This window comes from Pseudomonas sp. MPDS (genome assembly GCF_013283895.1).
In the GTDB taxonomy this organism is placed as follows: domain Bacteria; phylum Pseudomonadota; class Gammaproteobacteria; order Pseudomonadales; family Pseudomonadaceae; genus Aquipseudomonas; species Aquipseudomonas rhizophila.
Genome location: NZ_CP054128.1, coordinates 3,900,947 through 3,923,533, shown reverse-complemented (window position 1 = coordinate 3,923,533; position 22,587 = coordinate 3,900,947). Strand labels below are relative to the sequence as shown.

At 62.2% G+C, this 22,587-nt stretch carries 22 protein-coding genes; 8 read left to right on the top strand and 14 right to left on the bottom strand.

Annotated features, from left to right (window positions below):
- Positions 1-250 precede the first annotated feature (250 nt).
- Together HQ912_RS17200 and HQ912_RS17195 are read left to right on the top strand one after the other, a co-directional pair.
- The gene (locus HQ912_RS17200) at positions 251-952 is read left to right on the top strand and encodes a response regulator transcription factor (RefSeq protein WP_047227621.1); all 702 of its coding nucleotides are present in this window, start codon (positions 251-253) and stop codon (positions 950-952) included.
- A 4-nt stretch (positions 953-956) separates the two neighbouring features.
- A complete protein-coding gene (locus tag HQ912_RS17195; protein WP_047227620.1) occupies positions 957-2,255 on the top strand; it encodes an ATP-binding protein in 1,299 nt (432 codons plus the stop codon).
- A gap of 14 nt (positions 2,256-2,269) precedes the next feature.
- Here HQ912_RS17195 and pncA read toward each other — a convergent pair whose 3' ends face one another.
- Positions 2,270-2,896, bottom strand: coding sequence for a bifunctional nicotinamidase/pyrazinamidase (gene pncA, locus HQ912_RS17190; RefSeq protein WP_047227619.1), 627 nt, complete (start codon positions 2,894-2,896; stop codon positions 2,270-2,272).
- Positions 2,897-3,115: 219 nt separating this feature from the next.
- Between pncA and HQ912_RS17185 the strand changes: the two genes are divergently transcribed.
- Entirely contained in the window at positions 3,116-5,194 is a 2,079-nt protein-coding gene (locus HQ912_RS17185) for a putative bifunctional diguanylate cyclase/phosphodiesterase (RefSeq protein WP_047227618.1), read from the top strand.
- Positions 5,195-5,202: 8 nt separating this feature from the next.
- Here the strand turns inward: HQ912_RS17185 and HQ912_RS17180 are convergent, their stop codons facing one another.
- Positions 5,203-6,306, bottom strand: coding sequence for a DNA alkylation repair protein (locus HQ912_RS17180; protein ID WP_047227617.1), 1,104 nt, complete (start codon positions 6,304-6,306; stop codon positions 5,203-5,205).
- A 146-nt stretch (positions 6,307-6,452) separates the two neighbouring features.
- The gene (locus tag HQ912_RS17175) at positions 6,453-7,076 is read right to left on the bottom strand and encodes a DJ-1/PfpI family protein (protein ID WP_047227616.1); all 624 of its coding nucleotides are present in this window, start codon (positions 7,074-7,076) and stop codon (positions 6,453-6,455) included.
- 162 nt (positions 7,077-7,238) lie between these two features.
- On the opposite strand from HQ912_RS17175, the gene HQ912_RS17170 reads away from it, so the two are divergent.
- Positions 7,239-7,547, top strand: a complete 309-nt coding sequence (locus HQ912_RS17170; protein WP_107322740.1) for an RcnB family protein — start codon at positions 7,239-7,241, stop codon at positions 7,545-7,547.
- Here the strand turns inward: HQ912_RS17170 and HQ912_RS17165 are convergent.
- Positions 7,544-7,876, bottom strand: coding sequence for a protealysin inhibitor emfourin (locus tag HQ912_RS17165; RefSeq protein WP_173407077.1), 333 nt, complete (start codon positions 7,874-7,876; stop codon positions 7,544-7,546). The two genes, HQ912_RS17170 and HQ912_RS17165, sit on opposite strands and share 4 nt — an antisense overlap.
- Complete coding sequence (locus HQ912_RS17160) at positions 7,876-8,937, bottom strand: M4 family metallopeptidase (RefSeq protein WP_047227613.1); 1,062 nt, start codon at positions 8,935-8,937, stop codon at positions 7,876-7,878. The genes HQ912_RS17165 and HQ912_RS17160 overlap by 1 nt, the downstream gene beginning before the upstream one ends.
- 146 nt (positions 8,938-9,083) lie before the next feature.
- On the opposite strand from HQ912_RS17160, the gene HQ912_RS17155 reads away from it, so the two are divergent.
- Both HQ912_RS17155 and HQ912_RS17150 read left to right on the top strand, forming a co-directional pair.
- A complete protein-coding gene (locus HQ912_RS17155) occupies positions 9,084-9,425 on the top strand; it encodes an FKBP-type peptidyl-prolyl cis-trans isomerase (protein ID WP_076385304.1) in 342 nt (113 codons plus the stop codon).
- A 55-nt stretch (positions 9,426-9,480) separates the two neighbouring features.
- On the top strand, positions 9,481-10,236 hold the full coding sequence (locus HQ912_RS17150) for an ArsR/SmtB family transcription factor (protein ID WP_173407076.1): 756 nt from the start codon (positions 9,481-9,483) through the stop codon (positions 10,234-10,236).
- Positions 10,237-10,846: 610 nt separating this feature from the next.
- Here the strand turns inward: HQ912_RS17150 and HQ912_RS17145 are convergent.
- Entirely contained in the window at positions 10,847-11,641 is a 795-nt protein-coding gene (locus HQ912_RS17145) for an AraC family transcriptional regulator (RefSeq protein WP_047227610.1), read from the bottom strand.
- Positions 11,642-11,750: 109 nt separating this feature from the next.
- Here HQ912_RS17145 and HQ912_RS17140 point away from each other — a divergent pair, with 109 nt between their 5' ends.
- On the top strand, positions 11,751-12,680 hold the full coding sequence (locus HQ912_RS17140; RefSeq protein ID WP_173407075.1) for a DMT family transporter: 930 nt from the start codon (positions 11,751-11,753) through the stop codon (positions 12,678-12,680).
- Positions 12,681-12,734: 54 nt separating this feature from the next.
- On the opposite strand, the gene HQ912_RS17135 is transcribed toward HQ912_RS17140, so the two are convergent.
- The 5 genes from HQ912_RS17135 to HQ912_RS17115 form a co-directional block, all read right to left on the bottom strand.
- The gene (locus HQ912_RS17135; protein ID WP_047227608.1) at positions 12,735-13,754 is read right to left on the bottom strand and encodes a branched-chain amino acid aminotransferase; all 1,020 of its coding nucleotides are present in this window, start codon (positions 13,752-13,754) and stop codon (positions 12,735-12,737) included.
- 244 nt (positions 13,755-13,998) lie between these two features.
- Complete coding sequence (lpdA, locus tag HQ912_RS17130; RefSeq protein ID WP_173407074.1) at positions 13,999-15,381, bottom strand: dihydrolipoyl dehydrogenase; 1,383 nt, start codon at positions 15,379-15,381, stop codon at positions 13,999-14,001.
- An 18-nt stretch (positions 15,382-15,399) separates the two neighbouring features.
- Positions 15,400-16,662 carry a dihydrolipoamide acetyltransferase family protein gene (locus tag HQ912_RS17125; RefSeq protein WP_173407073.1) on the bottom strand — a complete coding sequence of 421 codons (1,263 nt, stop codon included), beginning with the start codon at positions 16,660-16,662 and terminating at the stop codon, positions 15,400-15,402.
- Entirely contained in the window at positions 16,663-17,721 is a 1,059-nt protein-coding gene (locus HQ912_RS17120) for an alpha-ketoacid dehydrogenase subunit beta (protein ID WP_173407072.1), read from the bottom strand.
- A 1-nt stretch (position 17,722) separates the two neighbouring features.
- Complete coding sequence (locus tag HQ912_RS17115; protein ID WP_047227604.1) at positions 17,723-18,958, bottom strand: 3-methyl-2-oxobutanoate dehydrogenase (2-methylpropanoyl-transferring) subunit alpha; 1,236 nt, start codon at positions 18,956-18,958, stop codon at positions 17,723-17,725.
- 192 nt (positions 18,959-19,150) lie between these two features.
- On the opposite strand from HQ912_RS17115, the gene bkdR reads away from it, so the two are divergent.
- The gene (gene bkdR / locus HQ912_RS17110; protein ID WP_047227603.1) at positions 19,151-19,639 is read left to right on the top strand and encodes a Bkd operon transcriptional regulator BkdR; all 489 of its coding nucleotides are present in this window, start codon (positions 19,151-19,153) and stop codon (positions 19,637-19,639) included.
- 37 nt (positions 19,640-19,676) lie between these two features.
- Here bkdR and HQ912_RS17105 read toward each other — a convergent pair whose 3' ends face one another.
- The 3 genes from HQ912_RS17105 to HQ912_RS17095 all read right to left on the bottom strand — a co-directional run bounded on the left by HQ912_RS17105 (position 19,677) and on the right by HQ912_RS17095 (position 22,538).
- Positions 19,677-20,546, bottom strand: coding sequence for an aldose 1-epimerase (locus HQ912_RS17105; protein ID WP_173407071.1), 870 nt, complete (start codon positions 20,544-20,546; stop codon positions 19,677-19,679).
- Between the two features lie 184 nt (positions 20,547-20,730).
- Positions 20,731-22,011: a TRAP transporter large permease gene (locus tag HQ912_RS17100; protein ID WP_047227601.1), complete on the bottom strand. Its 1,281-nt coding sequence runs from the start codon at positions 22,009-22,011 to the stop codon at positions 20,731-20,733.
- A complete protein-coding gene (locus HQ912_RS17095; RefSeq protein ID WP_047227600.1) occupies positions 22,011-22,538 on the bottom strand; it encodes a TRAP transporter small permease in 528 nt (175 codons plus the stop codon). The genes HQ912_RS17100 and HQ912_RS17095 overlap by 1 nt, the downstream gene beginning before the upstream one ends.
- Positions 22,539-22,587: the final 49 nt, after the last annotated feature.

The window sequence follows — 22,587 nt, the reverse complement described above, 5'->3', positions numbered from 1 at the left end:
ACAGTGAACGTTGCATGCTAGGGGGGGGAAGGGGGCGCATCGGTAAAGCTTTGTAGGTGCTGTGTGAAATTGTGTAAGGGGTTTGCTCGTGGGTGGGTGAGGGCGTATATCCTTGGCAGCTTGATTCCTTGGTGCCTGTTATGTCGCCTTCGCGAGCAAGCCCGCTCCCACAAAGGTTTACATGAACATTGTGGGAGGGGCTTGCTCGCGAAGGCGATCCGCCAGGCGCCCCAGCACTCTGGAAACACCAATGCCCAACATCCTCCTGGTGGAAGACGACACCGCCCTCTCTGAACTGATCGCCAGCTACCTGGAGCGCAACGGCTACAGGGTCAGTGTGCTCAGCCGTGGCGATCATGTGCGGGAACGGGCGCGGGTCGATCCGCCGGACCTGGTGATCCTCGATCTGATGCTGCCGGGGCTGGACGGCTTGCAGGTCTGCCGCTTGTTGCGGGCCGATTCGGCGACCCTGCCGATTCTGATGCTCACCGCCCGGGACGACAGCCATGATCAGGTGTTGGGCCTGGAAATGGGCGCCGATGACTACGTCAGCAAGCCCTGTGAACCCCGGGTCCTGCTGGCACGCGTTCGGACCTTGTTGCGCCGCAGCAGCCTTACCGAGCCGCAGACGGTCAACGATCGCATTCTCATGGGCAACCTGTGCATCGACCTGTCCGAACGCACCGTGACCTGGCGCGGGCAAGCGGTGGAGCTGTCCAGCGGCGAATACAACCTGCTGGTGGTACTGGCCCGGCATTGCGGCGAGGTGCTGAGCCGCGACCAGATTCTGCAGCGTCTGCGCGGCATCGAGTTCAACGGCACCGACCGCTCGGTGGACGTGGCGATCTCCAAGCTGCGGCGCAAGTTCGACGACAACGCCGGCGAAGCCCGCAAGATCAAGACCGTGTGGGGCAAGGGTTATCTGTTCAGCCGTTCCGAGTGGGAATGCTGAGTCGATGTGGAAGCTGCTGATTCGCCTTTACCTGGTCACCATCGTGTCCTACAGCGCCGCGATCTATCTGATGCCGGAGTTGGTGGTCCGGCTGTTTCATGAGCGCTTCCTGAACTACAACCTCGATTATTCCCGTGGCCTGCAAACCTTGATGGTCCGGCAGTTCCATAACGTGCCCAGCGAGCAGTGGCCGGCACTGGCGGCACAGATGGACAAGGAATTCGAGCCGCTGCGCATCGAACTGGCGGCCATCGAGGATGAGGGTTTCAGCACTGACGAGCAGGCGCGTCTAAAGCGCGGCGAGAACGTGGTGCGCCTGGGCGAATGGGCCTGGCGAACCTTGGCGGCCGCGCCGCTGGATGAGCGCACGGCGGTCAAGATGATTGTGCCCCCGGACCCGACCGAGGTCAGTTGGCTGTACTGGAGCATCAACGTGTTGATCGGTGCCACGATGCTGGCTTGCCTGCTGCTTTGGTTGCGGCCGCATTGGCGCGATCTGGAACGGCTCAAACGCACGGCTGAACGCTTCGGCAAAGGCCATTTGAGCGAACGTACGCAGATTGGCTCCAGCTCGAACATCGGCAGCCTGGCCCACGTGTTCGACACAATGGCCGGCGACATCGAGCGCTTGCTCAACCAGCAGCGCGATCTGCTCAATGCAGTGTCCCATGAATTGCGCACGCCATTGACCCGCCTCGATTTCGGCCTGGCCCTGGCGCTGTCCGATGACCTGCCGCCGGCCAGTCGCGAACGGCTGCAAGGGTTGGTGGCGCACATCCGCGAGCTGGATGAGTTGGTGCTGGAGTTGCTGTCTTACAGCCGTCTGCAGAACCCCGAGCTTCTGCCCGAACGCGTGGAGGTGGCGCTGGACGAGTTCATCGACAGTATCTTGGGCAGTGTCGACGAGGACCTGGCGGCGCCGGATGTGGTGATCGATGTGCTGCTGCACGGCACGCTGGAGCGTTTCGTGCTGGACCCGCGCCTGACGGCCCGGGCGTTGCAGAATCTGTTACGCAACGCCATGCGTTATTGCGAAAAGCGGATCCAGGTCGGCGTGCTGGTCGGCGTCCAGGGTTGCGAGATCTGGGTCGACGACGACGGTATCGGTATTCCTGACAGCGAGCGCGAGCGTATATTCGAACCGTTCTATCGCTTGGACCGCAGCCGCGACCGCGCCACGGGTGGTTTTGGCCTGGGCCTGGCCATCAGCCGTCGCGCCCTGCAAGCCCAGGGCGGTACGCTGACGGCGCAAGCTTCGCCGCTGGGTGGGGCGCGATTGCGCTTGTGGTTGCCAACGCGGTGAGGCTGGGGGAGGGGTCAGGCGTTTATTGCGCTCGATTCAATCAGCGCCACACCCGCTTGCTGCATCCGCCGGATTGCCGCCTCCATCGAACCGTCGATATCAATGCCCCGACAGGCGTCGAGCACCACAAGCGCGTTGAACCCCGCCGCCCGGGCATCCAGCGCCGAGAACATCACGCAGAAATCCAGCGCCAGCCCCACCATGTACACCGTATCGATGCCGCGCTCCTTGAGGTAGCCCGTCAGGCCGGTGGGTGTCTGGCGGTCGGCTTCCATGAAGGCCGAATAGCTGTCGATGTCCGGGTTGCAACCCTTACGAATGATCAGTTGCGCGTGGGGCAGGTCCAGGGCCGGGTGCAGCGCGGCGCCTTGGGTGCCCTGTATGCAGTGGTCGGGCCACAGTTTCTGTTCGCCATAGGGCAGTTGAATGAGGTCGAACGGTTGCTTGTCCGGATGGCTGGAGGCAAACGAAGCATGCCCGGCCGGATGCCAGTCCTGGGCCAGGATGACCTGCCTGAATGAACGACCCAGGCGGTTGATCAATGGCACGATTTCGTCACCCCCCGGTACGGCTAATTGGCCTCCGGGGATGAAGTCGTTCTGAACGTCTATTACCACTAACGCGGTGGTTGGGGCGATCATGGATGGGTCTCCTGAAAAATGGCCCACCACAGCTTAGCCGAACGGCCTGTGACGCAGGTGCCTCCAGTCATCCGGAGACAAGATGTCCTTCGTCGCAAATATTCCAGGGTTGATGGCTTTTTGATATTTGGTCGGTACGCCCGTACCGCAATTGAGTACAATCGCCGCCTTTCAACCGGGCATGGAAGCAGTTCGGCTTTCCAGTCACGAGAAAAAACCATGCTCATCGGCAGCTACTCACCGGCCCTTGTTTCTATTTCCCTGTTTGTTGCGGTACTGGCTTCCTACACCGCGCTGGACATGACCGGACGCATCGCGACCACCCAGGGGCGCGCGGCGCATTGGTGGATGGCCGGCGGTTCCCTGGCAATGGGCGTCGGGGTCTGGTCCATGCATTTTATCGGCATGCTGGCGTTCACCTTGCCGGTGGAGCTTGGCTACGATGTGTCGATCACCGCCTTGTCCCTGCTGACTGCCATCCTGTCCTGCGGCTTTGCCCTGTGGTTGGTCAGTCAACCGCAATTGCCGGCGTGGCAACTGGCTTTCGGCGCGTTGATCATGGGCGCCGGCATCAGCGCCATGCATTACACCGGCATGGCGGCGCTGCGGATGCAGCCGGGTATTGATTATGACCCCTCGTTGTTCGGGGCTTCGCTGGTGATTGCGGTCGGCGCTTCGGCGGCTGCGTTGTGGATCGCCTTTCGCTTGCGCCAGAACATCCCCCATGTACGTCTGGCCCGCGCCTGCGCTGCTGTCGTGATGGGCCTGGCCATTGTCGGCATGCATTACACCGGCATGGCCGCAGCGCGCTTCAGCGACGGCAGCTTTTGCGGTGCTCTGGACGGCTTGAGTGGCAAGGGTCTGGACAATCTGGTGCTGATCACCACGTTGGCGGTACTGGCCATCGCCTTGCTCACGTCGATTCTCGATGCGCGCCTGGAGGCCCGGACCGCAGAGCTGGCCCAATCGCTGACCCTGGCCAACCGTGAGCTGACGCAACTGGCCCTGCACGACCCCCTCACCGAATTGCCCAACCGCGTGCTGCTGGCCGATCGTATCGGTCAGGCCATGCATCGGGTGCATGAGCAGGGCGGCTGTTTCGCCTTGATGTTCATCGACCTGGATGGCTTCAAACCGGTCAACGATGCTTTCGGCCATCACATGGGCGACCTGTTGCTGCGCGACGTGGCCCTGCGCCTGCGGGAAGACTTGCGCAGCCAGGACACCCTGGCGCGGATCGGCGGTGATGAGTTCGTGCTGTTGGTGCAACTGGCCGAGCCTGACGATGCGTTGCGCCTGGCGGCCCGCCAGGTCGGGCTGATCGGTCGCACATTCCGGGTGGCCGATCATGACCTGCAGATATCCGCCAGTGTCGGCATCGCGCTTTATCCGGGCAACGGCCAGAGCGCCGAAGAGTTGCTGATGAATGCCGATGCGGCGATGTACCACGCCAAGGGCGCCGGCAAGAACGGCTACAGCTTTTTCGATGCCTCGATGAACAGCAACGCCCGCAAGCAACTGCAACTGCTGCAAGACCTGCGCATCGCCGTCGAGCAGCGCCAGTTCAGCCTCCATTACCAGCCCAAGTTCGACGCTGCCAACGGCCGTCCGGTGGGGGCTGAAGCCTTGTTGCGCTGGACGCATCCAACCCAGGGCCTGCTGATGCCCGATACCTTCATCGACCTTGCGGAAAAGACCGGGCTGATCATTCCCATCGGGGAATGGGTGTTGAACGAGGCCTGCCGCCAGATGCGCGAATGGTACGTGCTCGGCTACACCGACTGGCGCATCGCGGTGAACCTGTCGGCCTTGCAGTTCTGTCACGTGGGCCTGGTGCAGAGCGTCGCCACGGCGCTGGAAATTCATCATCTGCCAGCCAACAGCCTGACCCTGGAAATCACCGAAACCACGGCGATGAGCGATGCCGATGCAAGCATGACCGTGCTGCAGCAGCTCTCGGACATGGGCGTGGATTTGTCCATCGACGACTTTGGCACCGGTTATTCAAGCCTGATGTACCTCAAGCGTTTGCCGGCCAACGAGCTGAAGATCGATCGCGGTTTCGTCCGCGACCTGGAACACGACAGTGATGACGCGGCGATTGTCTCGGCCATCGTCGCCCTCGGCCAGGCCCTGGGGCTGCGGATTGTTGCCGAAGGGGTGGAGACCGACGTGCAGCAGGATTTCCTGACTCAATTGGGTTGCGATTCGCTGCAGGGTTACCTGCTGGGCCACCCGCTGCCGGCCGAGCGCTTCCTGCAGGACATTCGCAAGGCACAACGGCTGGCGCTGGCCTGAGCGGCCGCTCAGGGAACGATGTCGAACGCCGTGCTCCCCAGCCGTTCGCCATTGACCAGCAGATGCACCGCATGCCGGCCCGCGTAGTGTCGGCGGGTGGTCAGTTCGCGAATATGCTGGGAGCGGCTGAGGCTGACGCACTCAAGGGCAGGCAGGTCGAAGGTCTTGAGCTTGAAGACTTTGGCCGAGGTGCCGCCCGAGGCTTTCACGTAGTCGATGGCATAGTCGATCACCAGGCGCTGGTTCTGCTCGAGGGTTGATTGCACCTTGAACGACAAGGTAATCGGTTCGCCGAGACGAATCACCGCCGGCGTGACCTGTAAGTCCAGCACCTGGATGTGCGCCTTGCCGCCGACGCCGATAACCGCCAGTGCCCGCGAATTGCCTTGTTTGATCAGGCTGCGCAAAGCATGGCGGGCGATCCATGCGGTATGGCGATCTTGCAGGGGCCAGCCTTCGATCCGGTCCAGCACCCAGTCAGGGTGCTGCTTGGTGATGTCGTTGAGATGATTGGCCACGGACTTGCGTACATACAGACTGTTGTCGGCCTTGAGGGCCTCAAGGATCGCGGCGGCGAGGTCGGGGTTGGCCTGGATCGGCTCCAGGTGGAACGACCAGGGCAAGCGCGGTCGACTGCCTTCGCTGGCCAGGCGACGGACGTGTTCGTTGGGGTCGTGCGCCCAGTCGTGCATGGCTTTGAGGGTGCGCGCCAGGTCATCGCGCAGGAAATGCCGCACGGCGAACTCCGAGGAGCCGAACCGGGTGAAATACTTGAGCGCATCCAGGGACAGGTCGAAGCTGTGCCGGCCGTAGGACGCCACGTAGTGGGGCAGGAACATGCTGACAAACATGCTGTTGAGTCGGGGCGCCAGGTCCCGCAGCACATCCAGCGACGCCTCGTACTCCAAGGGCAGTACCGCATGCAGGCACTCACTGATTCGCGCCATGCGTTGCATCACCGACAACTCGCTCAGCCCGTCATTGGCCATGTCCAGGAACGCCCGGCTATCGAAAGCCGGATACACCGCGCTCATTTCACTGGCGATGTGCTCAAGGCGTGTGGCGTTGAAGATTTCCTTGAGGGCAGGGGATGAGGTGGTGGCGTTGCTCATGGCGGGGTCCGTGCGGTGAGGTGTGTTGGACTTTATAGGGGATGTGGCTGCCAATGTGTAGTCCGGCCCGTGGCGAGGGAGCTTGCTCCCGTCGGGCTGCGCAACAGTCCAGCGGGAGCAAGCTCCCTCGCCACAGGGGCATCGCCTCAGACTTGCGCCACTTCACTCACATACTGGCGGATATGCCCCAACCCCCGTTCCACATAGGCCTCTTTCTCGCCCACCGGGGCAAAGTAATGCAGCACTTCCCGCGCGGTCTCCAGGCCCTTGAGCCGCGCCAGCACCCAGGCCGACAGGTACTGGGCGGAGAAACAGCCACCGGCGGTGGCGATATTGCCATTGGCGTGGAACGCCTGGTTGACCACGTTGACACCCGCCGCCACGACCCATGGTTTACTGGTGGTGTCGGTGCAGGCCGGTGCTTGGCCGAGCAGCCCCAGGCGTGCCAGCAGGAATGTGCCGGAGCATTGGGAACCGAGCAACTGGCGCGTCGGGTCCAGACGCAGCCGGCTCATGATGGCCGGGTTGTCGGCCACTTCCCGGGTCTTCATGCCGCTGCCAAACAACACGGCGTCGGCCTTGCAGGCCTGCTCCAGGTCGATCTGGGCGTCGATGGTCAAACCATTCATGGACGTGACGCGCGGGGTAGGTGAAGCGATGCTCACGCGCCACTCCTTATCGCCGATCAGGGAAATACGGCTGAGCATGCCGTAGGCAATCAGTGAGTCCAGTTCGTTGAAGCCGTCGAAGGTCAGAATGGCGATGTGCATGGCGAGCCCCGGTTTTTATAAATGGCTTTTTTGCCAGCCTACGCCGGTTGTCGGCATCACCGCCCCGTACAGTCGGCGACGGATTCGTCGCTACAGTAAAAGGAATGATTCGCCGCCGTTGAAGTCGGAGATTTCAGTATTCTCGAAATCACTGGAGTTTTTATGCGCAAGCCTACCCTGATCGCCAGCCTGGTCCTGATCGCCGGTCTCGGAGCCCTTGGCCCTGTGGCGCAAGCGGTCGAGGCCACCGGAGATGCGGTGGAACATTCACCCAACAATGGTCGCCGGTTGGTGGAGGCCGACCGGACGCCTTCTGAATATCAGCGCTCGGACAAGGCCATTAAAAACTGGAAGGAGAAGGGGCTCGAAGCACCCGAGGAAGGCGCGCAATGGGTGCAGATCCATGACAAATACGTGATGGTAGTGATTGCCTCCGGCCGCATTCTGAAAATCACCCCCGCCACACGCTAGTCCTTTGAGCTCACTTCGCCTTTGTCCCACAGGCGAACCAGCTCGCCGGGTGCCTGGTCTTCAGGCACCTGCAGCACCATTTCGTCGTCCTGGTCGTTGGCGCGATAGCGCACCTCGATCCGGAAAAAACGCTGGTCGCCACGCCCCGGTGCCGCCGAGTCCAGCGGCAGACACCCTTCCAGTACCGAACAGATACGCGTGCGCTGGTTGAGATCGCACTGGGCGAAATCGATTTCCCGAGGGCGAGTCAAGCCGGGCATCGCCGCCACGCCGCCCTGGCGGGACAGCCGCACCACGGCGTGATCATCGAGGTTTGGAAGGGGTTTCATCAGTGCTCCTCGGTTAAATCGACGCCAACCTGAGCCCAGCCGTTCTGCACCGCTTGCACTTCCCGGATGCCAAAGCGCTGGCGGGCGTGCTCGACGGTCAAGCGGGCGAAGTCGCTGAAGGAGGCGTCGTTGGCCAGTCTTCTGTCGCACAAGGTTTCATACCAGATCCGGCCGGCCTTTTCCCAGGCAAATCCGCCCAGCGTGGTGGCCGCCAGATAGAAGGCGCGGTTGGGAATGCCGGAATTGATGTGCACGCCGCCGTTGTCCTCGCGGGTGATGACGAATTCACGCATGTGCGCCGGTTGCGGGTCCTTGCCCAGCAGCGGGTCATCGTAGGCCGTGCCGGGGTTGGACATGCTGCGCAGGCCGTCACCGTTGATCTTGTCAGTGAGCAGGTCGGCGCCGATCAGCCAGTCGGCCTGGTCGGCGGTCTGTTCGAGGACGAACTGCTTGACCAGCACCCCGAATACATCGGACATGGACTCGTTCAACGCCCCAGACTGGTTGGCGTAGATCAATCCGGCTTCGCTTTCGGTCACGCCATGGGCCAACTCGTGGGCCACCACGTCGAGGGAACGGGTGAAACGCTGGAAGATTTCCCCATCGCCGTCGCCGAACACCATCTGTGCGCCGTTCCAGAAGGCGTTTTCGTAGTCCTGGCCGTAATGCACGCTACCCACCAAGGCGAAACCTTTGTTGTCGATGGAGTCGCGCCCCAGCACTTTCCAGAAAAAATCGTAGGTGGCGCCGAGGGCATCGTAGGCCTCGTCCACGGCCGGGTCGCCAGTGGCTGCCTGGCCTTCGAGGCGTACCGGCTGGCCGGGCAGTTCCATGGTGTTTTGTGCGTCATGCACGCTGCGCTGGGGTTGGCCTGGCTTGCCGGGCCTGGGCAGCGCTGCGGCGGCGGGCGGGGTGTGCGGCGGACCGGGGTTGTGCCGCAGATTGCGTACGTGGGTCAGGGTGCCGAGGGCGCTGGAGCGTTGATGTTCGGAACCGTGGGCGATGATTCGGTTGAGGATATAGGGAGGAATGAAGCCGTGGAGCGGGCGAAAGTCGATCATCAGAACATCCTTATCTGAAATACAGGGTCGATACCCATGTGAACCGAAGCGACTGCTGCGGTTCCCTTGTGCACCCAATACACAAAAGTTTGCCAGCCACGCGGATTTCTGCGAAAACCCGCGCCTGAACCACACGGGAGTAGCCCATGAACGAAGAACTGCACATCATCGACCTGGAGCAGGGCGACGGCAAAAGCGTAGTCAAAGGCGCGCTGATCACCACCCAATACCGTGGCACGCTGGAAGACGGCACCGAATTCGATTCGTCCTACAGTCGAGGCAAACCTTTTCAGTGCGTGATTGGCACCGGTCGGGTGATCAAGGGCTGGGACGTCGGCCTGATGGGCATGAAGGTCGGCGGCAAACGCAAGCTGTGGGTGCCGGCGAATCTGGCCTATGGCGAACGGTCCATGGGCGCTCACATCAAGCCGGGCGCCAATCTGATTTTCGAAATCGAGCTGCTGGAAGTGCTGACCCGCGACGATTGAAAGTGTTGCTACTATCTGAAGTCCTGCCATGGCTCGATTCGTCGGGGGGCGAAATATGAATGCAGAGCAACATGACCTTGAGGTGTCCCAGGTCGCCGCGGCCATTGCCGAACCGGCCCGCACCCGAATGCTGTGCGCGTTGATGGACGGCCATGCCCGAACCAGCACGGAGTTGGCGAGCATCGCCGATGTCAGTGCCTCTACCGCCAGCAGCCATTTGGCGAAGCTCAAGGAACTGGCCTTGGTGCGTTTGTACGTCCAGGGCCGACATCGCTATTACAGCCTGGCGGATAAGCGGGTTGCCCAGGCGCTGGAAGCGTTGATGGTGATCGGCCAGAACGCCGCCCCGACCTTCACCGCGCGCGCCCCGGATCGCCTGCAATTCGCCCGCACCTGCTACGACCACATGGCCGGCACGCTGGCGGTGCGCATGCATGATCGGATGCTTGAGGCTGGATGGCTGGTGGATGTGGAAGGCAAAGGGTATCGCCTGAGTGACTCCGGCGAAGCGCTGTTCCAAGGGCTGGGCATTGATGTCCAGGCGCTTACCGGTCAGCGACGCCGATTTGCCTGTCCATGCCTGGACTGGAGCATGCGCCGTCCGCACCTGGGGGGCGCCTTGGGTGCGGCGTTGCTGCAAGTGGCGATCAAGCGCAAATGGGTGATTCAGGACCTGGATAGCCGGGCGCTGGGGTTGACGACCAGTGGGCGCAAGGAAATGGCGGCGCGATTGGGTGTCGATGTCGAGATGGATGTCGGCCCTGCTGGCGCCATCGCGAGCAGGCTCGCTCCCACAGTGGACCTGCGCTGAACACATGATTGATGGCCACCGACAGACCCTGTGGAGCGAGCTTGCCCGCGAAGGGGCCTTCACATCCAACATCCATGCAAGCTGATCCACCGCCATCGCGAGCAAGCTCGCTCCCACAGTGGAATTGCGCTGAACGCATGATTGATGGCCAACGACAGACCCTGTGGAAGCGGGCTTGCCCGCGAAGGGGCCTTCACATCCAGCATCCATGCAAGCTGATTCACCGCCATCGCGAGCAGGCTCGCTCCCACAGTGGACCTGCGCTGAACACATGATCGATGGCCACCGACAAACCCTGTGGGAGCGGGCTTGCCCGCGAAGGGGCCTTCATATCCAACATCCATGCAAGCTGATCCACCGCCATCGCGAGCAGGCTCGCTCCCACAGTGGAATTGCGCTGAACACATGATCGATGGCCACCGACAAACCCTGTGGGAGCGGGCTTGCCCGCGAAGGGGCCTTCACATCCAGCATCCATGCAAGCTGGTCCACCGCCTTCGCGAGCAAGCCCACTCCCACAGTGGACCTGCGCTGAACACATGATTGATGGCCACCGACAAGCCCTGTGGGAGCGAGCCTGCTCGCGATAGCGATTCCCGAACCACCCTCATTATCCAGCCATGTGCCTGCGCCGATACTCATCCGGCGTGGTGCCCATCATTTTGCGAAACATGCTGATGAACGCCGAGGCGCTGCTGTAGCCCAGGTCCAGGCCGATGGTTTCCACGCTCTGGCCACGTTCGAGCAGGGCCAGGGCTTCGATGACCTTCAGGCGCTGGCGCCATTCCACCAGTGACATGCCCAGGTCCCGCTGGGCCCGGCGCATCAGTGTGCGTTCGGTGGTGTTGGCGGCGCGGGCCAGTTGCGGCAAGGAGCGTGGGTCGCTGGGATTCGCCTCAAGGGTCCGCAACACGGGGCCCAGCAGTGGATCATCCGAGGAGGGCAAGTAACTGCCGGCATGAGGCGCCTGGATCAGCTTGTCCACCAGCACCTGCAACAAGCGCTGCTGCTCGGGCGTCTGAGGTTGGCTCGGCGGGTCGCTGCGCAGCTCTTCCAGCAACGCGCGGATCAGCGGGCTCAAGGTCAGCGCGCAAGGTACGGCCGGCAGCGCAGCGCACAGTTCGGCCGCCAGGTACAACGAACAATGACAGGCTTCATGCCGATTGAACCCAACGTGTTCCATGTCCGGCGGTAACCAGATGCCGTACTGCGGTGGTGCCAGGTAATGGTGCTGGGCGATCTCGATTTCCATCACCCCACTGTAGGAGTAGACGAACTCTCCCCAGGCATGCCGGTGCCGAGGGTAAGTGGCGTGGGCCGGCATGCAGGCGCTGCGAAAGAAAATCGGCGAGGGCAGGGCCGCGTCGAACGGAGGAATCTTCAGATGTTGAGCTGGAGGCTGCATATCGACCGTAATGGCGGATTACCGGGATGGCTTGTCGGGTAATCACTATATCCAGCAAAGGTGTCAGGCAGACAATCCTTTCATCCATTTCTGCCCAAGGATCTTTCCCATGACCACCCGCCGTGCCCTGGATAGCCAGGTCAGTGCCCTGATGACGGGCCTCTGTGCCATCTGGGGTTTCCAGCAAGTCGCGATCAAGGCCAGCGCCGCCGACATGGCGCCGATGCTGCAACTGGGCGTGCGTTCGGCCATCGCTGCGGTACTGGTCTGGCTGTTGGTGCTGGCACGCGGTGAACGCCTGTCCCTGGCCGATGGCAGTTGGCGTCCCGGTCTGTTGGTGGGGCTGTTGTTTGCCTTGGAGTTCGTGATGGTGGGCGAAGGCCTGCGCCATACGACGGCTTCGCACATGGTGATTTTCCTCTACACCGCGCCGATGTTCGCCGCTCTGGGCCTGCACTGGAAACTGCCGAGCGAACGTCTAAAACCTCTGCAATGGCTGGGTATCGCCGTGGCATTCGGCGGTATTGTTGTGGCGTTCAGCGGAGGGACGGGGGCGGCGAACGGCAGTTCGTTACTGGGTGACGGCATGGGGCTGCTGGCCGGTGCGCTCTGGGGGGCTACGACGGTGACGGTGCGTTGTTCACGCTTGACGAACCTGCCCGCCAGCCAGACGTTGCTGTACCAATTGGTCGGCGCCGGGGTGCTGCTGGTAGGGATGTCGGTGGTGCTGGGGCAAACGTCGATCAACCCCACACCGCAACTGCTGGCCAGCCTGGCCTTTCAAGTGTTGCTGGTGTCTTTCGCCAGTTTTCTGATCTGGTTTTCCCTGCTGCGCCGCTACCTGGCTTCGCAGTTGGGGGTGCTGTCGTTCATGACGCCGCTGTTTGGCATCGGTTTTGGTGTCTGGTTATTGGATGAACCGCTGGAGCCGAACTTCATCGTCGGTGCCGCTCTGGTGCTGAGCGGTATTGTGCTGGTCAGTGGTGCCGGGTGGTTTTACCAGCGCTGGGGGCAATGGGGATTATTGCGTCGGGGGTAGTAGGTACAGATCCATGTGGCGACGGAGCAAGCTCCCTCGCCACATGAGCGCTGCTTAGACCTTGACGATCCAGCCAGCCGGCGCTTCCACGTCGCCGGTCTGCACGCCGGTCAGCTCTTTGTAGAGCTTCTGGGTGATCGGGCCGACTTCGGTTTCGCTGTGGAACACGTGCAGCTTGTCCTTGTAGCTGATGCCGCCAATCGGAGTGATGACCGCAGCGGTACCGCAGGCGCCGGCTTCCTTGAAGTCCGACAGTTTGTCGATGAACACGTCGCCTTCGATCACTTCCAGGCCCAGGCGCGATTTGGCCAGTTCGATCAGCGACAGGCGGGTGATGCCCGGCAGGACCGAAGGGGATTTGGGGGTGACGAATTTGTTGTCATGGGTGATGCCGAAGAAGTTCGCCGAGCCGACTTCCTCGATTTTCGAGTGGGTCATCGGGTCCAGGTAGATGCAGTCGGCGAAACTGGCCTTTTTAGCCTGGGAGCCGGGCATCAGGCTGGCGGCGTAGTTGCCACCGACCTTGGCCGCGCCAGTGCCTTGTGGGGCGGCACGGTCGTAGCTGGAGATCAGGAAGTTGTGCGGGGTCAGGCCGCCCTTGAAGTAGGCGCCGACCGGGATGCAGAAGATCGAGAAGATGAACTCGGGTGCGGTGCGCACGCCGATGTTGTCACCCACGCCGATCACGAACGGGCGCAGGTACAACGCGCCGCCAGTGCCATAAGGCGGGATGAAGCGCTCGTTGGCGCGGACCACTTGCTTGCAGGCTTCGACGAACTGCTCGGTCTCGACTTGCGGCATCAGCAGGCGCGCGCAGCTGCGCTGCATGCGGGCGGCGTTCTGGTCAGGGCGGAACAGGTTGATCGAACCGTCCTTGCAGCGATAGGCCTTCAGGCCTTCGAAACACTGCTGACCGTAGTGCAGCGCGGTGGAGCCCTCGCTGATGTGCAGCACGTTGTCGTCGGTCAGGGTGCCGGCGTCCCAGGCGCCATCGCGCCAGTGCGACAGGTAGCGCTTGTCGGTCTTGATGTAGTCAAAGCCCAGTTTGTCCCAATTGATGCTCTCGTTACCCATGACACCCTCTATTTCTTAACAACCGTCGAAACGGTTCAAGGCTTCTGACGTTTTTTGGATGGGGACAACAATACTTCATTCCAGGGGTGTTTCGCAGCCTGTGGCGAGGGGATTTATCCCCGCTGGGCTGCGAAGCAGCCCCATTAGCTCAGATATCTGACGCCCGGCGGTGACAGGTTTTGGGGTTGCTGCGCAACCCAGCGGGGATAAATCCCCTCGCCACAAGGTTATTCACCCACAACTGTTACAGATGCAACGCATGCCCCAACGCTCGCAACGCCGCTTCCTGCACCGCCTCGCCCAGCGTCGGGTGGGCGTGGATGGTGCCGGCGATGTCTTCCAGGCGTGCGCCCATTTCCAGGGACTGGCCGAACGCGGTGGACAGCTCCGAGACGCCAACGCCGACCGCTTGCCAACCGACGATCAGGTGATTGTCCCGCCGTGCCACGACCCGCACGAAGCCACTTTTCGATTCCAGGGTCATGGCCCGGCCATTGGCGGCGAACGGGAAGCTGGAAACGATGCAGTCGAGCCCGGCGGCCTTGGCCTCGTCCGGCGTCTGGCCGACCACCACCAGATCCGGATCGGTGAAGCACACCGCTGCGATGGCCGTCGGGTTGAACTCGCGATGCTGACCCGCGATCAGTTCGGCGACCATTTCGCCCTGAGCCATGGCCCGGTGAGCGAGCATCGGCTCGCCGCTCAAATCACCGATGGCCCAGACATTGCGCATGCTGGTCTGGCAGCGGTTGTCGATTTTCACCGCCGAACCGTTCATCGCCAAGTCCAACGCTTCGAGGTTCCAGCCCAGGGTATTGGGTTTGCGACCAACGGCCACCAGCACCCGGTCGGTGTCCAGGTTCAGCGTCTCGCCAGCGGGATCGCGCACTTGCAACGTGCTGGCCTGGGCATCGAAACCTTCGACGCTGTGCTTGAGGTACAGCTTCACGCCCAACTGCTTGAGCGCCTCGTGCACCGGTTGGGTCAGTTCGCCGTCGTAGGCTGGCAGGATCCGTTCCTGGGCCTCGACCACGCTGACTTCGGCGCCGAGCTTGCGGTAGGCGATGCCCAGTTCCAGGCCGATGTAGCCACCGCCCACCACCACCAGGTGCTTGGGCACCGAGGTCGGGGCGAGGGCTTCGGTGGAGGAAATGATCGGCCCGCCAATCGGCAGCATCGGCAGGTCGACGCTTTTCGAGCCGGTAGCCAGCAGCAGGTGTTCGCACTGGATGCGGGTGTCGCCGACGTCAACGGTCTTGCCATCGACCACCTTGGCCCAGCCGTGAATAACCTGGACCTTATGCTTCTTCAACAGTGCGGCGACGCCGGTGGTCAGCCGATCGACGATGCCGTCCTTCCATTCCACGCTCTTGCCGATGTCCAGGCTTGGCGCCGACACGGTGATACCCAGGGCCGAGCCCTGGCTATGGTGCCGTGTCTGATGGAACTGCTCGGCGACGTGAATCAACGCCTTGGACGGGATGCAGCCGATGTTCAGGCAGGTCCCGCCCAACGCCTGGCCCTCCACCAGAATGGTCGGGATGCCCAACTGACCGGCGCGAATCGCCGCCACATAGCCACCGGGGCCGCCGCCGATGATCAGCAGCGTGGTGTTCAAAGTTTGCATGGCCTGCTCCATTGATGATTAGTCCACAAACAGCGTGGCGGGCTGTTCGAGCAGGCCGCGCAGGGCCTGGATGAATTGCGCCGCGTCCATGCCGTCGACCACTCGGTGATCGAAGGAACTGGAGAGGTTCATCATCTTGCGGATCACGATCTGGCCTTTGATCACCATGGGCCGTTCGACAATCTTGTTCACGCCGACGATCGCCACTTCCGGCAGGTTCAGCACTGGGGTGCTGACGATGCCGCCCAACGCACCGAGGCTGGTCAGGGTGATGGTCGAGCCGGACAGCTCATCGCGGCTGGCCTTGCCATTGCGGGCCGCGGTTGCCAGACGTGAGATTTCTGCCGCGCTGTCCCACAAGCTACGGGCTTCGGCGTGACGCACCACCGGTACCATCAGGCCCACATCGCTCTGGGTGGCGACGCCGACATGCACAGCGCCCGAACGGTGGATGACCTGGGCCTCGTCGTCATAACGGGCGTTCATTTGCGGGAAGTCCCGCAAGGCTACGACCAAGGCGCGTACCAGGAATGGCAGCAAGGTCAGCTTGCCGCGATGGGCACCGTGCTTTTCATTCAAATGCACCCGCAGTTCTTCCAGGGCAGTGACGTCGATTTCCTCGACGTAGCTGAAATGCGCGGCGCGCTGAGTCGCTTCCTGCATGCGCTGGGCGATCTTGCGGCGCATGCCGATCACCGGGATCTGCTGTTCGTCGTGGCGTTCGGCATAACCCGAGCTGCCTCTGGCCGGGGTCGATGAACCCTGCGCCAGATAGGCTTCGAGGTCTTCATGCAGGATACGCCCGGCCGGGCCACTGCCCTGGACCAGGCGCAATTGAATGCCCAGGTCCAGCGCGTGTTTGCGTACGGCCGGGGAGGCCAGCGGCCGCTCGTCCGGATCGCGGGCCACCGGCGCTTGCGGCGCGGGGCGTGGCGCAGCAGCGGGTTGTTCTATCGTCGGCTCAGGCGTTGCCACCGGCGCGGATTTCGGCGCTGGCGCGGCGACGGCGGGTTGCGCCGATTCCTTGAGGTTGCCGGCACCTTCGACTTCAATGCGGATCAGTTCGCTGCCCACCGCCATGACTTCGCCGGGCTCGCCGCCCAAGGCGATAACCCGGCCATGCACCGGCGAGGGGATATCGACCATGGCCTTGTCGGTCATGACATCGGCCAGCACTTGGTCTTCGACCACCATGTCGCCAACCTTGACGTGCCACACCGACAGTTCAACTTCGGCGATGCCTTCGCCAATGTCCGGCATCTTGATAACGTGCGTGCCCATTCAGACCTCCATGACCCGTTTCAACGCCGCGCCCACACGGGACGGCCCTGGGAAATACGCCCACTCCTGCGCGTGCGGGTAGGGGGTGTCCCAACCGGTGACACGCTCGATGGGCGCTTCCAGGTGGTGGAAGCAGTGTTCTTGCACCAACGACACCAGCTCGGCGCCGAAACCGCAGGTGCGGGTGGCTTCGTGGACGACCACACAGCGGCCGGTTTTCTTCACGGATTTGACGATGGTCTCCAGGTCCAGCGGCCAGAGGCTGCGCAGGTCGATGACTTCGGCGTCGATGCCGGTTTCTTCGGCGGCGACCTGGGACACATACACCGTGGTGCCGTAGGTAAGGATGGTCACGTCCTTGCCCGGGCGGGTGATGGCGGCGACATCCAGCGGCACTGTGTAGTAACCGTCCGGCACCTGCGCCGACGGGTGTTTCGACCATGGGGTTACCGGGCGGTCGTGGTGGCCGTCGAACGGGCCGTTATACAGGCGCTTGGGTTCGAGGAAGATCACCGGGTCATCGTTTTCGATGGAGGCGATCAGCAGGCCCTTGGCGTCGTAAGGGTTCGACGGCATGACGGTGCGCAAGCCGCAAACCTGGGTGAACATCGCTTCGATGCTCTGGCTGTGGGTCTGGCCGCCATAGATGCCGCCGCCGCAGGGCATGCGCAGGGTCATCGGCGCGGTGAACTCGCCGGCCGAGCGATAGCGCAGGCGCGCCGCTTCGGAAATGATCTGGTCCGAGGCCGGGTAGACGTAGTCGGCGAACTGGATCTCGGCCACCGGCCGCAACCCGTAGGCGCCCATGCCCACGGCCACGCCGACGATACCGCTCTCGGAAATCGGCGCGTCGAACACCCGCGAGGTGCCGTATTTATTCTGCAGGCCTTCGGTGCAGCGGAACACGCCGCCGAAGTAGCCCACGTCCTGGCCGAACACCACGACGTTGTCGTCGCGCTCGAGCATCACGTCCATGGCCGAGCGCAGGGCCTGGATCATGGTCATGGTGGTAGTGGTCATGGCGGTGTCCAGCTGGATATTGTTGTTGTGATCGTTCATGTCAGATCCCCAACTCCTGACGCTGGCGCTTCAAGTGCTCCGGCATCTCTTTGTAGACGTCTTCGAACATGGTCGCGGCGCTTGGGATCTGCCCGCCAGCAAGGGTGCCGTACTGCTCGGCTTCCTTCTGCGCGGCGATCACCTCGGCTTCGAGTTCGGCGGTGACGGCGGCATGTTCCTCTTCGGACCAGTGGCCGATTTTCACCAGGTGCTGCTTGAGGCGCGCAATCGGGTCGCCCAGCGGGAAGTGGCTCCAGTCGTCGGCGGGACGGTATTTGGACGGATCATCGGAAGTGGAGTGCGGGCCGGCGCGGTAGGTCACCCATTCGATCAGCGCCGGGCCGAGGTTGCGGCGGGCGCGTTCGGCGGCCCAGCGCGAAGCGGCGTAGACCGCCATGAAGTCGTTGCCATCGACACGCAGGGAGGCGATGCCGCAGCCGACGCCGCGTCCGGCGAAGGTGGTGGCTTCACCGCCGGCAATGGCCTGGAAGGTGGAGATCGCCCACTGGTTGTTGACCACGTTGAGGATCACTGGCGCCCGGTAGACGTGGGCGAAGGTCAGGGCGGTGTGAAAGTCCGATTCGGCGGTGGCGCCGTCACCGATCCAGGCCGAGGCGATCTTGGTGTCGCCCTTGATCGCCGAGGCCATGCCCCAGCCCACGCCCTGGATGAATTGCGTGGCGAGGTTGCCGGAGATGGTGAAAAAACCGGCGTCCTTGACCGAGTACATGATCGGCAACTGCCGGCCCTTGAGCGGATCGCGCTCGTTGGACAGCAGTTGGCAGATCATGCCCACCAACGGCACCTCGCGGGCCATCAGGATGCTTTGCTGGCGATAGGTGGGAAAGCACATGTCATCGATGTTCAGCGCCAGGGCCTGGCCGCTGCCGATGGCTTCCTCGCCGAGGCTCTGCATGTAGAACGACATTTTTTTCTGGCGCTGGGCGACCACCATGCGGTTGTCGTAGATGCGCGTCTTGAGCATGGCGCGCATGCCTTTGCGCAGGATCTCGAGAGGCACGTCTTCGGCCCATGGGCCGTGGGCATTGCCCTGGTCATCGAGCACGCGAATCAGCCCGCGGGCCAGGTCGGCCGTGTCGGACGGTTCAACGTCGATGGAGGGTTTGCGCACGGTTCCGGCATCGCTTAGATGCAGGTAGGAGAAGTCGGTCTGGCAGCCGGGACGGCCCGAGGGTTCGGGGACGTGCAGGCGTAGCGGTTCATACGCTGGGTTCATGGCTTTCTACGCTCGATCTTGTGAATTTCTTGTAGTGGGCGCGCTAGCTGACGAACTTTCCCGGGTAAGGAAAATTGTCCTACAACAATCATAGGCTCGACGCAGAAGAATATTTTTCTCTGTTGGGTTGCTGTTCAGATCATTTGCAGATAAAAAATCTGCACAACGATAAAAAACAGGATTATTTGTCTCATGCGTAAATTGGATCGCACCGACATCGGCATTCTGAACAGTCTTCAGGAAAACGCCCGTATCACCAACGCCGAGCTTGCCCGGTCGGTCAATCTATCGCCCACGCCTTGCTTCAACCGGGTCCGGGCCATGGAGGAGCTGGGGGTGATACGCGAGCAAGTCACGCTGCTGGATGCCGATCTGCTGGGCCTGCATGTCAACGTGTTCATCCACGTGAGCCTGGAAAAACAAGTGGAGGAGGCGTTGCAGCACTTCGAAGAGGCGATCTCCGACCGACCGGAGGTGATGGAGTGCTACCTGATGGCAGGCGACCCGGATTACCTGATCCGCGTGTTGGTGCCGTCGATCCAGTCGCTGGAGCGCTTCATGATGGACTTTCTGACCAAGGTCCCGGGGGTGGCGAATATCCGTTCGAGCTTTGCGCTCAAGCAGGTTCGATATAAAACGGCGCTGCCTTTGCCGGCCAACGGTTTGACCTTGGGGACCTGACGCCCAGCCGAGCGGGAGAGAAACCTGTCTGGAGGGGTTACAGGAGTCGACACTGCATCGAAAACCCCAGCGTCACTGACTGCCCTTGCTCCAGCAAGCGCAACCCTGGCCGCCCTGGCAGGTGGTGGGCATTGACCGGATGGCTGACCGGTTCGACGCAGAAGAAATCCAGGCCCACGGGACAGTACAGCAGGAAGTATTCGCTGCCGCTGGCTCGGCATTCCAGCTCATAACCCAGGTCCGGTTGCTGGATCAGGCAATGCCCGTCCCAGCCGCCAAAGCCGTTGTCCACCAGTGTGTCCGGCAGCAAGCGGGGTTGTTGGAAGTCCCAGATTCGAGGAACGCTGCCCAACGTGGTTGGCAGTTTTTTCTCATCGCACATCCAGACTTCGGTCGCACGGGTTTGCAGGCGTGTGCCAGCAGTGCGCGGGAAGTACGGGTGCAAACCCAGCCCGTGCCACGCGGCCTGTTCGGCCAGGTGGGTGACGTGCATCGCGATCTGTAACTGACCGCCGCTCAAGCGAATCCGCAGGCTGGCGCAATAGGCGAATGGATGTTGGCTGTCGAGTTGCAACAAGGCTTCCTGGGCGCTTTGCTCTATCACTTGCCACGGTTGTTGCCAGGCGCTGCCATGGATCGGGAACGGGTCGTTGGGGCTGTTGGCTTCCAGGGCGAGCCAGCCGCCCGGACAGTCGAAACCTGCGTTGGCGATCCGGTTCGACCATGGGATCAGCGGGAAACAGCCGAGCTTGCCGGGCAGGCCGTTTTCCACGGCCTGGGGCGCGGGCGGGCGCAACAGCGGCTGGCCGCTGCCGCGCAACGTCCAACTGACCAGGCTGGCACCCAGGTGCGGGGCCAGGGTCAGGCGAGTCTGTTCGTCTTCGAGTTGGAGAAGAGGCGGGGTCATGTTGGCTTGTCTGCTGGGTTGGAAAAAACTTCGGGACGACTCTTGTGTGCATGCTTTTGTGGCGAGGGAGCTTGCTCCCGCTCGGCTGCGCAGCAGACGCCCGGAGTCAAAAACCTATGGGCCTGCTTCGCAGTCCAGCGGGAGCAAGCTCCCTCGCCACAAGGGGGCTTGCTCATTTATAGGGTTACAGCACCAGACGCGGCAACCACAGCGAGATCGCCGGAATGTAGGTCACGGCCAGCAACACCAGAAACAGCACGCCGTAGAACGGCAACAGGGCCTTGACGGTGCTTTCGATACTGACCTTGCCAATGGCGGAGCCGACGAACAGCACTGCCCCCACCGGCGGTGTAATGAGCCCGATACCCAGGTTCACCAGCATGATCATGCCGAACTGCACAGGGTCCACGCCGATGCCCATGATCACCGGCATCAGGATCGGTGTCAGGATCAGGATCAGCGGCGCCATGTCCATCACCGTACCCAGGACCAGCAGCATCGCGTTGATGCACATCAGGATCACGTAGCGGTTGTCGGAGATAGTCAGGAACAGGGTGGTGATTTTCGCCGGGATCTGCATCAGCGTCATGATGTAGCCGAAGCTGGCGGCGAAGCCGATCAGGATCATCACGATCGAGATGGTACGCACCGTGCGATGCATCAGTTTCGGCAACTCACTCCACTTGTAGTCGCGGTAAATGCACATGGTCACGAAGAATGCCCAGAGCACAGCGATAGCGGCCGATTCGGTGGCGGTGAAAACACCCGAGAGGATGCCGCCGAGGATGATGAACATGGTCATCATGCCCCACATGGCTTCCCGGCAGATTTTCAGTGCCTGCTTGAGGGGAATCACTTCGCCCTTGGGGTAGTTGCGCTTCTTCGCGAAGATCAGGCACAGCACCATCAGGCAGGCGTTCATCAGCAGGCCCGGCACGATGCCGGCCATGAACAGCGCACCGATGGAAACCGTACCGCCGGCTGCCAGGGAGTACAGCACCGCGTTATGGCTGGGCGGGGTCAGCAGGGCTTGTACCGAACCACTGACGGTCACTGCGGTGGAGAACTCCCGCGGGTAGCCGCGGCGTTCCATCTCCGGGATCAGTACCGAACCCACCGAGGCGGTGTCGGCCACTGAGGATCCGGAAATGGCACCGAAGAACGTCGAGGCCATGAGGTTGACCAGTGACAGACCGCCGCGCACGAAACCCACCAGCACACCGGCGAAGGCCACCAGCCGGCGAGACATACCACCCTCGGCCATGATTGCACCGGCCAGGACGAAGAACGGAATGGCCAGCAACGAAAATTTATTCACCCCGCCCGCGACCTGGATCATCACGGCCTGGAATGGAATATCGATCCACCACGCGCCGATCAGCGCAGCGGCACCCAGGGCGTAGGCGACCGGCATGCCGATCAGGATCAACAGGAAAAAACTGCCCAGCAGAATCAGAGCGTCCATTAAGCGGCACCTTCACTTTCTTCGACCAGGTCGAACTGCACGACCCGGCGCTTGCTCTGATCACCGAGCAAGAGTTTTTCCAGGACAAAAATCAGGGTCAGAAAACCACCGACCGGTATGGGCATGTACGTGATGCCGACCCGCAGTGTGGGCAGGGCGCTCATGTACTGGTTCCAGGTGGACAGGCAGAGTTTGGTGCCGCCGCTGATCATGAAGATGCAGATCACCGCCATCAGCAGTTGGGAAAACACCGATGCCGCGGTTTTCAAGTGAGGGGGCAGGCGGTTGGTGAGCATGTCCACGGCCATGTGCGCACCAGCGCGGTAACTGGCGGCGGCGCCGATGAACGTGAACACGATCATCAGCAAAATCGCGGTGGGTTCCGGCCAGCTTGAGCCGGTACCCAGCACGTAGCGGGCGAACACGCCCCAGGGAATCATCAGAGCAATTGCCAGGACAGAGAGGCCGGCGACCCAGATGCAAGTCATGTAAATCTTGTCGTTGATGCGCAGCAGCAAATTCTTCATCGGGTTCCACCGTAACCGGGCGCGCCCGTGACATCGGGCGCACCTGGCC